Genomic DNA, 15347 nt, shown 5'->3' on the forward strand with positions numbered 1-15347 from the left:
TCGAAGTTGCCACCGGTTACGCCAGTGATCGAGTTGGTGATCGGAGCATTACCTGCCAACGCATCGTTCGCAGCAACAGCGGTTGCGGTGCCAGTAGTCTGACCGACGCCGATAGTGATGTTCTGACCATTGGCCAGGGTCACGACCACAGGCGAACCGGTAACTGGCGCACCAACGGTGGCGGTGTAAGTCACAGTGCCGCCTTCAGCCACCGACGTATCAGCGGTCAGTTTGACCGTCGAGGTATCGATGGTGTCGGTGACAGACGTCACGGCCGGAGCAGTGCTCGGAACGAGGTTCTCGAAATTGCCGCCGGTAGCGCTGGTGATCGTTGCCTGGACGGAGCCGGCGTCTTTGTAGACGTCGTCAGCTGGCGCTGGAACGTTCACGGTGCCGGTGGTCTTGCCGGCGTCGATGGTGATCACGGCGCCGTTCGACAAGGTCACGGTCACTGGTGAGCCAGCAGCATTTGTCAGTGTCGCGGTGTAAGTGATCTGGCCACCTTCAGCCACCGAGTTGCTGGCGCTGAGCGACAGATTGGTAGTGTCGGCAACATCCGTAACAGTGGTCGAAACTGGAGTTTTATCCGCAACCAGATCTTCGAAATTGCCACCGGTTACGCCAGTGATCGAGTTGGTGATCGGGGCGTTGCCGGTGAGTGCATCGTTCGCAGCAACAGCGGTTGCGGTGCCAGTAGTCTGACCGACACCGATGGTGATGGTCTGGCCGTTAGCCAATGTCACGACGACAGGAGAACCGGTAACTGGCGCACCAACCGTGGCGGTGTAAGTCACGTTGCCGCCTTCAGCCACCGAAGTATCGGCGGTCAGTTTGACCGTCGAAGTATCGATGGTATCGGTGACATTCGTCACCGCTGGAACCGCGCTTGGCACCAGGTTCTCGAAGTTGCCGCCGGTCGCACCCTCGATGGTGACTTCGACTTTGCCGGCATCTTTATAGACGTCGTCTTTCGGTGCATCGACTGTCACGGTGCCGGTGGTTTTGCCCGCGTCGATAGTGATCGTGGCGCCGTTCGACAGGGTCACGGTCACCGGTGTGCCGGCCGGGTTGGTCAGGGTTGCGGTGTAGGTGATCTGGCCGCCTTCGGCGACCGAATCGCTGGCGGTCAGGTTCAGGTTGGTGGTGTCGGTGGTGTCGGAAACCACGGTGTCGGCGGACTTGCCGTCGACCACCAGTTTTTCGTAGTTGCCACCGGTGGCGCCATCAATGGTCACGCTCAGCGAGCTGCCGCCCGCCAATGGGCTGTTCGGCGCGACGTAGTTGACGCTGCCGGTGGTTTCGCCAACGGCGATGGTGATGGTCTGACCGTTGGACAGGCTCACGATCACCGGCGAACCGGTCACTGGCGCGCCCACGGTGGCGGTGTAAACCACGGTTTCGCCTTCGGCGACGTTCGCAGTGGCGCTCAGCGACACGGAGGTGGTGTCGATGGTGTCGTTGACCGTGGTCACCACCGGCTCTTTGCTGGCGACGAGGTTTTCGAAGTTGCCGCCGGTTGCGCTCTGGATGGTCGCTTCAACGCTGCCGGCGTCTTTATAGACGTCGTCTTTCGGTGCATCGACGGTCACGGTGCCGGTGGTCTTGCCGGCCTCGATGAGGATAGTCGCACCGTTCGACAGGGTCACGGTGACCGGTGTGCCAGCGGCGTTGCTCAAAGTCGCGGTGTAGGTAATCTGGCCGCCTTCGTTCACCGCGCCGGTCGCGCTGAGCGACAGGTTGGTGGTGTCGACGGTGTCGGTCACGGTGGTGCTGACCGGGGTCTGGTCGGCGACAAGATTTTCGAAATTACCGCCGCTGATGTTGGTGATCGAGTTGGTCAGCGGCGCGTGGCCGGCGAGGACGTCGTTCGGCGCGGTGGTGCTCACGCTGCCGCTGGTCTTGCCGACTTCGATAGTGATGTTCTGACCATTGGCCAGGGTCACGACCACAGGCGAACCGGTGACTGGCGCGCCGACGGTGGCGGTGTAGGTGACGGTGCCACCTTCGGCCGCGGTTTCGGTGGCGGTCAGTTTGACCGTCGAGGTGTCGACGGTGTCGGTGACATCAGTAACCGCTGGCGTGGTGCTTGGCACCAGGTTTTCAAAGTTGCCGCCAGTCGCGTCCTTGATCGTGACTTCAACTTTGCCAGCGTCTTTATAGACGTCATCGGCAGGTGCCGGAACGGTGACGGTGCCGCTGGTTTTGCCGGCCTCGATGGTGATCACCGCGCCGTTGCTCAGGCTCACGGTCACTGGCGTGCCGGCCGGGTTGCTCAGGGTTGCGGTGTAGACAATTGAGCCGCCCTCGGCCACGGAGCCGGTCGCGGACAGCGACAGGTTGGTGGTGTCGGCGACGTCAGTCACCGAGGTCACCGCCGGGGTCTGGTCAGCCACGAGATTTTCGTAATTGCCACCACTGGCGCCGTCGATTTTCACGCTCAGAGTGTTGCCGCCGGCCTGTGCATCGTTCGGCGCGGTGAAGTTGACGCTGGCGCTGCTGGCGCCGACCGGAATGCTGATGGTCTGGCCGTTGGACAGGGTCACCAGCACTGGCGAACCGGTGACCGGGGCGGTCACGGACGCGGTGTAGACAACCACGCCGCCTTCAACCGCACTGGCGCTGGCGGTCAGCGCAACAGTGCTGTTGTCGATGGTGTCGGTGACATCAGTTACCGCAGGAGTCTTGTCGATCACCAGATTTTCAAAGTTGCCACCGCTGGTCTTGGTGATGCTCGCATCGACCTTGCCGGCGTCCTTGTACACGTCATCGCCAGGCGCGGCGACGGTCGCAGTGCCAGTGCTCGCACCCTTGGCAATGTTGATCACCGCGCCGTTGCTCAGGGTCACGCTCATGGCGGTGCCGGCCGGATTGCTCAGGGTCGCGGTGTAGACGATCGAGCCGCCCTCGGCAACGCTGCCGGTGGCGCTCAGGCTGATGTTGGTGGTGTCTACGGCGTCGGTGACTTTAGTCACCACAGCCGAACGATCGGCCTCGACGCGCTCGAAATTGCCGCCGCTGTGGCTGGCGATCGCCGTCCGCACGTTGCTGCCATCGATGTACGGGGTGTTGGCGGGCGCCGGGAAATTCACCGAGCCGCTGGTAGCACCGGCCGCGATGTTGATCACCGCGCCGTTGGCCAGGGTTACGGTCATCGCAGTGCCGGCCGGGTTGCTCAGGGTCGCGGTGTAGGTGATCTGGCCACCTTCGCTGACGGTATCGCTGGCGGTCAGGGTCAGTGCGGTTGTGTCGACGGTGTCGTTGACCGTGGTGCTGACCGGAGTCTTGCTGACGTCGAGTTTCTCGAAGTTGCCACCGCTGGCGTCGGTCATGGTTACGGTGAGCTTGCTGACGTCCTTGTAGACGTCATCGCTCGGTGCGGCAATCGTCACCGAACCGCTGGTCTTGCCGGCTTCGATGGTGATGGTCTGGCCGTTGCTCAGGTTGACGGTTACCGGCGTTTGCGCGGCGTTGGTCAGCGTTGCGGTGTAAGTGATCGAAGAGCCTTCGAGCACATAGCTTTCTGCGCTGAGGGTCAGGTGCGTGGTGTTGACCGTGTCGGCGACGTTGGTCACCGCAGGCGTAGTGCTCGGCACCAGGTTTTCGAAGTTGCCGCCGGTGGCGTCCTTGATGGTGACTTCGACTTTGCCGGCGTCTTTGTAGACGTCATCGGCAGGTGCCGGAACGGTCACGGTGCCGGTGGTCTTGCCAGCTTCAATGGTGATGACCGAACCGTTGCTCAGATTGACGGTGACCGGCGTACCGGCCGGGTTGCTCAGCGTCGCGGTGTAGGTGATCTGCCCGCCTTCATTGACGTTGCCGGTGGCAGTCAGCGCAACGCTGGTGGTGTCGACGGTGTCGGTCACGGTGGTGCTGACCGGGGTCTTGTCGGCGACCAGATTCTCGTAGTTGCCGCCGCTGACGTTGGTGATCGAGTTGGTCAGTGGTGCGTGACCGATCTGCACGTCATTCGATACCGGGGCGGTGACGCTACCGGTGGTCTGGCCCACGGCGATGGTGATGCTCTGGCCGTTGGCCAGGGTCACGACAACAGGCGTGCCGGTGACGGGCGCGCCGACAGTGGCGGTGTAGGTGACGGTGCCGCCTTCCGCGACCGAAGTGTCGGCGGTCAATTTGACCGTCGAGGTATCGATGGTGTCGGTGACTTGAGTGACCGCTGGCGTGGTGCTCGGAACGAGGTTCTCGAAATTGCCGCCGGTGGCACTGGTGATGGTGGCCTGCACGGAGCCGGAGTCTTTGTAAACGTCGTCGGACGGAGCCGGGAAGGTCACATTACCGCTGGTTTCGCCTGCCTTGATGGTGATGACGGCGCCGTTCGACAAGGTCACGGTCACTGGCGAGCCAGCAGCATTGGTCAAGGTTGCGGTGTAAGTGATCTGGCCGCCTTCAGCCACGGAAGCGGTCGCGCTCAGCGAGAGATTGGTGGTGTCGGCCACGTCGGTGATGGTGGTCGAAACTGGGGTTTTGTCCGCCACCAGATTTTCGTAGTTGCCACCGCTTACGCCAGTGATCGAGTTGGTCAGCGGAGCGTTGCCGGTCAAGGCATCGTTCGGTGCGGTGTAAGTGACGGAGCCGGTGGTCTGGCCGACGGCGATGGTGATGTTCTGACCGTTGGCCAACGTCACGACCACAGGCGAGCCGGTGACTGGCGCGCCGACGGTGGCGGTGTAAGTTACGGTGCCGCCTTCGGCAACCGAGGTGTCTGCGCTCAGCTTCACCGTTGAGGTATCGACGGTGTCAGTGATTTCGGTCACTGCCGGCGTAGCGTTCGGCACCAGATTTTCGAAATTGCCGCCGGTGGCGTCCTTGATGCTGACTTCGACCTGGCCGGCGTCCTTGTAGACGTCATCGGCAGGCGCTGGAACGGTAACGGTGCCGGTGGTTTTGCCGGCATCAATGGTGATCACCGAGCCGTTGCTCAGGGTCACGGTTACCGGTGTGCCGGCCGGATTCGTCAGCGTGGCGGTGTAGGTGATCTGGCCACCCTCGGCCACAGAACCGGTGGCGCTGAGGCTCACGCCAGTGTCATCCACCGAGTCGGTGATGGTGGTCACCGCTGGCGTGTTGCTTGGCACCAGATTTTCGAAGTTGCCGCCGGTAGCGCCGGTGATGGTGGTGCTGACGGTGCTGCCGTTGTTGTAGACGTCGTTGGCCGCAGTCGGCACGTTGACGGTGCCGACGGTTTCGCCGGCTGCAATGGTAATGGTCGAGCCGTTCGACAGAGTGACGGTCACCGGGGTTTGCGCCGGGTTGGTCAACGTCGCGGTGTAGGTGATCTGGCCGCCTTCAACGACGTTGTTGGTCGCGGTCAGGGTCAGGCCGGTGTTATCAACCGAATCAGTGATGGTGGTAACGGCTGGCGTCGGATTCGGCACCAGATTTTCGAAATTGCCGCCGGTAGCGCCGGTGATGGTGGTGCTGACGGTGCTGCCATTGTTGTACACGTCGTTGGCCGCAGTCGGCACGTTGACCGTGCCAACGGTTTCGCCAGCCGCAATGGTGATGGTCGAGCCGTTCGACAGCGTGACGGTTACCGGGGTTTGCGCCGGATTGGTCAGGGTCGCGGTGTAGGTGATCTGTCCGCCTTCAACGACGTTGTTGGTCGCGGTCAGGGTCAGGCCGGTGTTGTCGACCGAATCAGTGATCGTAGTAACGGCTGGCGTGGTATTCGGCACCAGGTTTTCGAAGTTGCCACCGGTTGCACTGGTGATGGTGGTGCTGACGGTGCTGCCATTGTTGTACACGTCGTTGGCCGCAGTCGGCACGTTGACGGTGCCGACGGTTTCGCCAGCCGCGATGGTGATGGTCGAGCCGTTGGACAGCGTGACGGTTACCGGGGTTTGTGCCGGGTTGGTCAGGGTCGCGGTGTAGGTGATCTGACCGCCTTCAACAATATTGTTGGTCGCGGTGAGAGTCAGGCCGGTGTCATCAACCGAATCAGTGATCGTGGTAACGGCTGGCGTGGTGTTTGGCACCAGGTTTTCGAAGTTGCCGCCGGTAGCGCCAGTGATGGTGGTGCTGACGGTGCTGCCATTGTTGTAGACGTCGTTGGCCGCAGTCGGCACGTTGACGGTGCCGACGGTTTCGCCAGCCGCAATGGTGATGGTCGAACCGTTCGACAGCGTGACGGTTACCGGGGTTTGCGCCGGGTTGGTCAGGGTGGCGGTGTAAGTGATCTGGCCGCCTTCGACGATGTTATTCGTCGCAGTCAGGGTCAGGCCGGTGTTGTCGACCGAATCCGTGATCGTGGTGACCGCAGGCGTGTTGCTTGGCACCAGGTTTTCAAAATTGCCACCGGTTGCGCCAGTGATCGTGGTGCTGACGGTGCTGCCATTGTTGTAAACGTCATTGGCCGCAGTCGGCACGTTGACGGTGCCAACGGTTTCGCCAGCCGCAATAGTGATGGTCGAGCCGTTCGACAGAGTGACGGTCACCGGGGTTTGCGCCGGGTTGGTCAGGGTCGCGGTGTAGGTGATCTGACCGCCTTCAACAATGTTGTTGGTCGCGGTCAGGGTCACGCCGGTGTTGTCGACCGAGTCGGTAATGGTGGTAACGGCTGGCGTCGGGTTCGGCACCAGATTTTCGAAATTGCCACCGGTAGCGCCAGTGATCGTGGTGCTGACGGTGCCGCCATTGTTGTAGACGTCGTTGGCCGCAGTCGGCACGTTGACGGTGCCAACGGTTTCACCAGCCGCAATAGTGATGGTCGAGCCGTTCGACAGAGTGACGGTCACCGGGGTTTGCGCCGGGTTGGTCAAGGTCGCGGTGTAGGTGATCTGTCCGCCTTCAACGACGTTGTTGGTCGCGGTCAGGGTCAGGCCGGTGTTATCAACCGAATCAGTGATGGTGGTAACGGCTGGCGTCGGATTCGGCACCAGATTTTCGAAATTGCCACCGGTAGCGCCGGTGATCGTGGTCGTAACGGTGCTGCCATTGTTGTAAACGTCATTGGCCGCAGTCGGCACGTTGACGGTGCCGGTAGTCTGGCCAGCGCCAATGGTAATGGTCGAGCCGTTCGACAGCGTGACGGTTACCGGTGTCTGCGCCGGGTTGGTCAAAGTCGCCGTATAGGTAATCTGACCGCCTTCGGTCACGCTCGAACCAGCCGTCAGCGTGACGGTAGTGGTATCGACGGTGTCGGTGACCTGCGTGGTCGCCGGGATAGTTGGCGGGGTCACGGTGATGCCGTTGCCGCCGCTGGTGCCGGTGACGGTCACGTCGATCTGGCTCGGGTCGTTGTAGACCGTGTCGTTCGGCGCCAGCGGCACGTTGACGGTGCCGGTGGTGGCGCCGGCCGGGATAACGATCACTGCGCCATTGGACAGGGTGATGGTCAGGTCGGTCAGCGGCGCCTGGGTCAGGGTCGCGGTGTACACCAGCAAGCCGCCGGCTTCGGTGATGGTCGGCGTGGCGCTGAGACTCAGGGTCGAGTCACGCAGCGCGTTGGTGGTAGTGTCGGTGGTCAGGCCGCCGGTGGTGTCCTGCGCGACTTGCCCGGCAGAATTGATGCCCGCCGTCGGGAAGCCAATGGTCGGATCGACGCGGCCAGCGGTGGCGTCGAGCATGACGAAGCTGTGACCGCCACCGGCAGCACCGCCGGTACCTGCGGCGGTCGGGCCGGCCGCGGTGGATTCGAGTGCGGTGGTCGGGTCGACACCGGCGGCAATGGCTTGCTGCAGTTCTTCTACAGAAGGCGCGGCCTGCGCGGTGGCTTCGGCCAGGTCAGTGCTGGAGTCAGGCGAGCTGGCGCTCCACTGGGTGTCACGGCCCAGATCGAGCATGCGGCCATCGGCAAGTTCCAGCGACACCGCGCCGGACAGACCGGTATCGATCTGGTCGCCGACATACAGGCGATCGCCTTCAACGAGTACGCGACGCACGCCCTCTGGGGACACCACGAAAACCTGACCGACAATGCTTTTGACGACGGCAACAACACTGCTCATTGAAGACTCTCCGGGGTGTCACATTCAGTTGACTTCCATGGACCTGACGGGCGTCGGCGCCACTTCAGTCTGGACGTACTTTCTATAAATGGATAACTTATTGACGCTGTATTTCCGTCAATAATCTGGCTATAAATTATCGCGATTAACTTTATGCCAAACTATTGACCTTCTGGGAGCCATCCTAAACAATCGCCCCACTAATGTCACATTGATATTTCCGCGGCGACCTGTCCTTCAGCCTGTCATCCAGTTCCTCTTTTGAACTTTCCGACATACGGTCTTTCGGGTTGCCATCATCCGACGCAGCACCACGTTTCTGCTGTGATTCAAGACAAGAAGTTCCGGGAAAATTCCAACCATGCGTTCGCTTTTGCTCCTTGCCGCTCCCTTCGCTCTCGCCGCCTCATTTGTACAAGCACAATCCTTACCAGAAGCCATGCAACAGGCGCTGGATGTCCATCCGGAGATTCAGGCGGGGGTCAACAGTCGATTGGCGGCGGATTATCAGTTAAAGGCTGCGAAAGGGGGATACCTGCCCAAGGTCGATCTGCTCGGCGGTTATGGCCGTGAAGGCACCGACAGTGTGACCACTCGAGCGAACGGTGGAAGCAATCACTGGGAGACGTTGAACCGCAGCGAGTCAAGTTTACGTCTCTCGCAAATGGTTTTTGACGGTTTCGCGACGTCCAACGAAGTTGCGCGTCAACAAGCCAACGTCAGCTCCCGTGCTTACTCACTGCTTGGCACTTCCGAGCGTACTGCACTGACTGTCGCTCAGGTGTATCTGGACGTGCTCACCCGTCGCGAATTCGTCCGTCTGGCCGAGGAGAACCTCAAGAGCCACCAGCGCATCTACGACCAGATCCAGCTGCGCACCCAGCGCGGCGTCGGCAGCGGTGCCGACCTCGATCAGGCCGAAGCGCGCATGGCCCAGGCCCGCAACAACCTGATCACCGAACAGACCAACCTCGCCGACGCGGAAACCAACTTCCTCAGCGCCGTCGGCCAGATGCCCGACCAGCTCGAGCGCCCGGCGCCGTTCATGGCGATGATGCCGGCCAACCTCAATGAAGCCCGCGCGCAGATGCTGGAAAACAGCCCGATCCTGCGTTCCGCCGAGTCGGATATTGCGGCTGCCGAGAAGCAGTTCGCCACCGCCAAATCGACCTTCTACCCGCGCTTCGACGCTGAGCTGGGCCGTACCGCCGATAACGATATCGACGGCCAGAACGGCCACAACAATGAATGGCAGGCCATGCTGCGCATGCGCTTCAACCTGTATTCCGGTGGCAGCAACAAGGCCGATCTGGAATCCAAGTCGTACCTGGCCAACCAGGCGCTGGACATCCGCAACAACGCCCTGCGTCAGTTGAACGAAGAGCTCGGCCTGGCCTGGAACGCCCTGAACAACGCCAACGCACAGGTACCGATCGCTCAGCAATACGTCGATCGCAGCACTTCGGTGCGTACTGCCTACCAGCGTCAATTCAGCCTCGGCGAACGCACCCTGCTGGACTTGCTCGATAGCGAAAACGAGCTGTTCACCGCCTCGCGGCGTCTGGCTGAAATCAAGAACATTCAGTTATTTACTCAATACCGAATCAAGGCGACCATGGGCCAATTGCTCAAAAGCCAGGGAGTGGTCGCGCCGTTGGCATCCGTTGTGCAGAACGACGTGAAGCCCAAGGTCCAGCTGCCTGGGATGAACTGAGTTATCCCTTTCAACTGTTAAAGAGTGTCGAGCGTGGAATCAGAAGTCAGTCGAGTTCAACTCAGCCATGATCCACGCGCGTTGCACGACGATCCGTTGCTGGATGGTCTGCTCGCCCTGTGCATGCTGCACCAGAAGCCTGCCAGTGCGGCGATGCTGACCACCGGCCTGCCGCTGCCCAAACAACGTTTGAGTATCGAGTTGCTGCCGCGCGCAGCAGCTCGCGCCGGCCTGCAGGGGCGGGTGTTGCAGCGCAAACTCGAAGAAATTCCGGCGATCGCCATGCCCGCGCTGTTGCTGCTCAAGGATGGCCGCAGTGCCGTCCTGCTCGGCTGGCAGGGCGACAACGAAGCACGCGTGCTGCTGAGCGAAAGCGATGGCGGCGAATCGGTGGTCAGCCGCGAACTGCTGACCGACGATTACACCGGCAAAGTGTTCTTCGCCCAGCCGCAGCACAAATTCGACGTCAACCACGGCACGCTGATCCCGCGTGCACGCTCGTGGTTTCGCGACACCCTCAAGCGTTCGCGCTGGCTGTACGCCGATGCGATCGCCGCCAGTTTCCTGATCAACATCATCGCCATGGCCGCGCCGCTGTTCGTGATGAACGTCTACGACCGCGTGGTGCCGAACCAGGCCGAAGCAACCCTTTGGGTACTGGCGCTGGGCATCACCGGCGCTTACATCTTCGACTTGATCCTCAAGAGCTTGCGCAGCCTGTGCCTGGATCTGGCCGGGAAGAAAACCGACCTGATCATCTCTGCCACGTTGTTCGAGCGCATCGTCGGCATGGCGATGAAATACCGCCCGGCGCGGGTTGGCAGTTTTGCCCAGAACATCCATGAGTTTCAGAGCCTGCGCGACTTTCTCGCCTCGCTGACCCTGACCAGTCTGATCGACCTGCCGTTTACCATCCTGATTTTCATCGTCATCGCCATTCTCGGCGGGCATCTGGTGTGGATCCCGGTGCTGGCATTCCCGATTGCCCTGTTGATCGGCTACGCCTTGCAGAAGCCGTTGATCGCGACCATGGAACGGACCATGGCGCTGGGCGCTGAGCGCCAGTCGAGCCTGATCGAAACCCTCGCCGGCCTGGATGCGGTCAAGGTCAACAACGCCGAAAGCGAGCGCCAGTATCAGTGGGAGCAAACCATCGGCACCCTCAGCCGTCTCGAGCTGCGAGTGAAAATGCTCTCCGGCCTGGCGATGAACATCACCTTGCTCATTCAGCAACTGGCCGGGGTGATCATGATCGTCTTCGGCGTGTACCAGATCATCGCCGGCAACCTGAGCATGGGCGGGCTGATTGCCTGCTACATGCTCAGTGGCCGCGCCCTCAGCCCGCTGGCGTCGCTGTCCGGCCTGCTCACGCGCTATCAACAGGCGCGGGTGACCATGACTTCGGTCGACCAGATGATGGAGCTGCCCCAGGAACGCAACTTCGAGGAGCGCCCGCTGAGCCGCAAGGTGCTGCAGGGTGCGATCGAATGCCGTCAGCTCAGCTTCACCTACCCGGACCAGCAGAACCCGGCGCTGAAGAACATCAACCTGGTGATCCGTCCCGGCGAGAAGATCGGCATCATCGGCCGCAGCGGTTCGGGCAAGAGTTCGCTGGCGAAACTGCTGGTGGGCCTGTACCAACCGGACGACGGTGCCTTGCTGGTCGACGGCGTGGACATCCGTCAGATCGACGTCAGCGAACTGCGCTACAACATCGGCTACGTGCCGCAGGACATCCAGCTGCTGTCCGGTACCCTGCGTGACAACCTGGTGTCCGGCGCGCGTTACGTCGAAGACGAGCTGGTGCTGCAAGCCGCCGAACTGGCCGGCGTCCATGAATTCGCTCGTCTGCACCCGCAAGGCTACGAGCTGCAAGTCGGTGAGCGCGGGCAGAACCTTTCCGGCGGCCAGCGGCAGAACGTCGCCCTGGCCCGGGCGCTGCTGCTCAACCCGCCGATTCTGCTGATGGATGAGCCAACCAGTGCGATGGACAACACCGGCGAAGAACGCCTCAAGCAACGCCTCGCAGCAGTGATTGAAAACAAGACCGTGGTGCTGGTCACGCACCGGGCATCGCTGTTGTCGCTGGTCGATCGCCTGCTGGTGATCGATCGCGGGCAGATTCTCGCCGACGGCCCGAAAGCCGCCGTGATGGAAGCGTTGAAGAAGGGGCAGATCAGTGTTGCTTAAGTCCGGTGTCAAGGAGTCGATCCGTCGCTACTTCAAGGGCTCTGCCTCGCTGCAGGGCCAGCCGCTGCCAGAGGTCAACAAGGCGCTGATCGAAGACGCCCCGCGCGTCGTGCGCCTGACCATCTGGGCGATCATCGGCTTCTTCGTGTTCCTCATGCTCTGGGCCAACTTCGCCGTGATCGACGAAGTGACCAAGGGCGACGGCAAGGCGATTCCGTCGTCGAAGATCCAGAAAATCCAGAACCTGGAGGGCGGTATCGTCTCCGAGCTGTTCGTCAAGGAAGGCCAGATCGTCGAGGCCGGCGCGCCGCTGATTCGTCTCGACGACACACGTTTTGCCTCCAACGTCGGCGAAACCGAGGCCGATCGCCTGTCGATGCTGCTGCGGGTCGAGCGTCTGAGCGCGGAAGTCGATGATCGTCCGCTGAATTTCCCCGAGGACGTGCTCAAAGCCGTGCCGGGCCAGGCAAAAAGCGAAGAGTCGCTGTACATCAGCCGCCGTCAGCAATTGCACGACGAAATCGGTGGCTTGCAGGAGCAGTTGATCCAGCGTCAGCAAGAGCTGCGTGAGTTCAGCTCCAAGCAGGCGCAGTACCGTCAGCAGCTCGGCTTGCAGCGTCAGGAAATCAACATGTCCGAGCCGCTGGTGGCGCAGGGCGCGGTCTCGCCGGTGGAGGTGTTGCGCCTCAAGCGTGCCGAAGTGGAAACCCGGGGCCAGCTCGATGCGACCACGCTGGCCATTCCGCGCGCGGAATCGGCGATCAAGGAAGTGCAGCGCAAGATCGACGAAACCCGCGGCAAATTCCGCAGCGAAGCGCTGACCCAGCTCAACGAAGCGCGCACCGATCTGAACAAGGCCCAGGCCACCGGCAAGGCGCTGGAAGACCGCGTCAGCCGTACGCTGGTTACCTCACCCGTGCGGGGTATCGTCAACAAGTTGCTGGTCAACACCATCGGCGGCGTGATCCAGCCGGGCAGCGACATGGTCGAAATCGTGCCGCTGGATGACACCCTGCTGGTCGAAGCCAAGATTCGCCCGCAAGACATTGCGTTCCTGCATCCGGGACAGGAAGCGATCGTCAAGTTCACCGCCTATGACTACACCATTTACGGCGGCCTGAAGGCACAGCTGGAGCAGATCGGCGCCGACACCATCACCGACGAAGACAAGAAAACCACCTACTACGTGATCAAAGTGCGCACCGAGCGCAGCCATCTGGGCACGGATGAAAAGCCACTGCTGATCATCCCGGGGATGGTCGCGTCGGTGGATATCATCACCGGCAAGAAGTCGGTGTTGAGCTATTTGCTCAAGCCGATCATCCGCGCGCGGGCTGAGGCGTTGCACGAGCGCTAGGTCTTCAGCGCTGTTGACGGCCCATTCGCGAGCAGGCTCGCTCCCACAGGAGATTGCATTCCAACTGTGGGAGCGAGCCTGCGCGCGAAGGCGCCCGCTGAGGCGCTACGAAGCTGTCGGTAAGTGACACAAATCGTCACTCCACCCCCTCACCATTCGCCATATCGTTATTCGTTAACGGTATTTAATTTCCAATTCTTATAGCTATAAAGTCACCCACCTGCGTACCTGCCGACCAATCGGCGCGCCGCACGACCTGAACCGACACGCAATCCAGCGTGAGTGTCTGATCGACGAGCGCGTCCATGAGCGCGCCGTGCGTGGGAGATGATTGATGTCCGCCGCTACTGCCACCGAAAGCGCCGCAACTGCCGCGCCACAAGTTTTCGAAATTCGTCCCTTCAGCGGTGCCGTCGGCGCCGAGATCGTTGGCCTCGACCTCAGCCGGCCGGTCAATGATCAGGACTTCGCGCGGATTCACCGCGCACATCTGGATCACCATGTCGTGGTCTTTCGCGATCAGCAGATCACCCCGCAGCAGCAAATCGATTTCAGCCGCCGCTTCGGCGTGTTGCAGATCCACGTGCTCAAGCAGTTCCTGCTGGCCAATCACCCGGAAATCCTCATCGTTTCCAACATTATCGAGAACGGCCAGAACATCGGTCTCGGTGACGCCGGCAAGTTCTGGCATTCCGATCTCTCCTATAAAGAGTTGCCGAGCCTCGGCTCGATGCTGCACGCCCAGGAGCTGCCCAACGAGGGCGGCGACACGCTGTTTGCCGACATGCACAAAGCCTGGGACGACTTGCCCGCTGCGTTGCGCACTGCGGTCGAAGGACGTTGCGCTGCGCATTCCTATACCGCGCGCTACAGCGAAACCAAGTTTGAGGGTAACTGGCGCCCGACCCTGACTCCTGAACAGTTGGCTCAGGTCGCCGAAGTGGTGCATCCGGTGGTGCGCACCCATCCGGAAAACGGCCGCAAAGCCTTGTTCGTCAGCGAAGGCTTCACCACGCGAATTGTTGGTCTGCCGGAAGACGAAAGTCGTCAGTTGCTCGGCGAACTCTTCGCCCACAGCGTGCTGCCGCGAAACATCTACCGCCATCAGTGGGAACCGCATGACCTGGTGTTCTGGGACAACCGCTCGCTGATCCACCTCGCCGCCGGCTGCCCTGCGCATCTGCGCCGCAAGCTCTATCGCACGACCATTCAGGGCGACGCGCCTTTCTGATTTGCCGGAGATCGATCATGAACGCCCCTTTGCCAGGCCACGCGGCCAGCAACCCGATCGCCCACGGCGAAGCGTTGCTGGCCGTCGATCAGGTCAGCCTCGAATACCGCACGCCGCAGCGCGTGGTGCGCGCCACCCATCAAGTCAGTTTCGCCGTCGACCCGGCTGACCGGTTCGTCCTGCTTGGCCCGTCCGGTTGCGGGAAATCGACCTTGCTCAAGGCGGTCGCCGGATTCATCCAGCCTTGCGAAGGTGAGATCCGCCTGCAAGGCCAGCGCGTAGATGCGCCGGGGCCGGACCGCATTGTGGTGTTTCAGGAATTCGACCAGTTGCCGCCGTGGAAAACCGTGAAGCAGAACGTGATGTTCCCGCTGCTCGCCTCGCGCACCTTGAACAAGAAAGAAGCCGAAGAACGCGCACTGCACTATCTGGAAAAGGTCGGCCTCGCTGCGTTCGCCGACGCCTATCCGCACACCTTGTCCGGCGGCATGAAAGCGCGGGTGGCGATCGCCCGGGCCTTGGCCATGCAACCGAAAATCCTCTTGATGGACGAACCCTTCGCTGCACTCGATGCGTTGACTCGCCGCAAGATGCAGGAGGAATTGCTGCTGCTCTGGGAAGAGGTTCGTTTCACCCTGCTGTTCGTCACTCATTCGATCGAAGAAGCCTTGGTGGTCGGCAATCGCATCCTCTTGCTGTCGCCGCATCCGGGGCGGGTGCGCGCCGAAGTGCACAGCCATCAATACGACCTGCACAGCCTCGGCGGCGTGGCGTTTCAGGAATCGGCGCGGCGCATTCATCGTCTGCTGTTCGATGAGGGCCAGGCGCCGGAGACCGAACGTGATCACCACTTCAACGACATTCGCATCGCCTATTGAGCGGCCAGGAGGA

6 protein-coding genes are annotated in these 15347 nt (G+C 61.5%); 5 read left to right on the forward strand and 1 reads right to left on the reverse strand.

Translation table 11 applies throughout. The annotated features are described in order from the left end of the window. Nucleotides 1-7964: retention module-containing protein (locus PspCFBP13508_RS15240; RefSeq protein ID WP_137215000.1), on the reverse strand; the 7964-nt coding region annotated here is incomplete at its 3' end. A 361-nt stretch (nt 7965-8325) separates the two neighbouring features. Here PspCFBP13508_RS15240 and PspCFBP13508_RS15245 point away from each other — a divergent pair. From PspCFBP13508_RS15245 to PspCFBP13508_RS15265, 5 genes are all read left to right on the forward strand, one after another. Further along, a complete protein-coding gene (locus PspCFBP13508_RS15245; protein ID WP_016772278.1) occupies nt 8326-9678 on the forward strand; it encodes a TolC family outer membrane protein in 1353 nt (450 codons plus the stop codon). A gap of 33 nt (nt 9679-9711) precedes the next feature. Then, nucleotides 9712-11868: a type I secretion system permease/ATPase gene (locus PspCFBP13508_RS15250; protein ID WP_137215001.1), complete on the forward strand. Its 2157-nt coding sequence runs from the start codon at nt 9712-9714 to the stop codon at nt 11866-11868. After that, complete coding sequence (locus PspCFBP13508_RS15255; RefSeq protein ID WP_024011116.1) at nt 11858-13225, forward strand: HlyD family type I secretion periplasmic adaptor subunit; 1368 nt, start codon at nt 11858-11860, stop codon at nt 13223-13225. The genes PspCFBP13508_RS15250 and PspCFBP13508_RS15255 overlap by 11 nt, the downstream gene beginning before the upstream one ends. A 334-nt stretch (nt 13226-13559) precedes the next feature. After that, complete coding sequence (locus PspCFBP13508_RS15260; RefSeq protein ID WP_137215002.1) at nt 13560-14456, forward strand: TauD/TfdA family dioxygenase; 897 nt, start codon at nt 13560-13562, stop codon at nt 14454-14456. A gap of 17 nt (nt 14457-14473) precedes the next feature. Next, complete coding sequence (locus PspCFBP13508_RS15265) at nt 14474-15334, forward strand: ABC transporter ATP-binding protein (RefSeq protein ID WP_137215003.1); 861 nt, start codon at nt 14474-14476, stop codon at nt 15332-15334. The last annotated feature ends 13 nt before the right edge of the window (nt 15335-15347 follow it).

It is taken from the genome of Pseudomonas sp. CFBP13508, assembly GCF_005233515.1.
In the GTDB taxonomy this organism is placed as follows: Bacteria; Pseudomonadota; Gammaproteobacteria; order Pseudomonadales; family Pseudomonadaceae; genus Aquipseudomonas; species Aquipseudomonas mercuritolerans.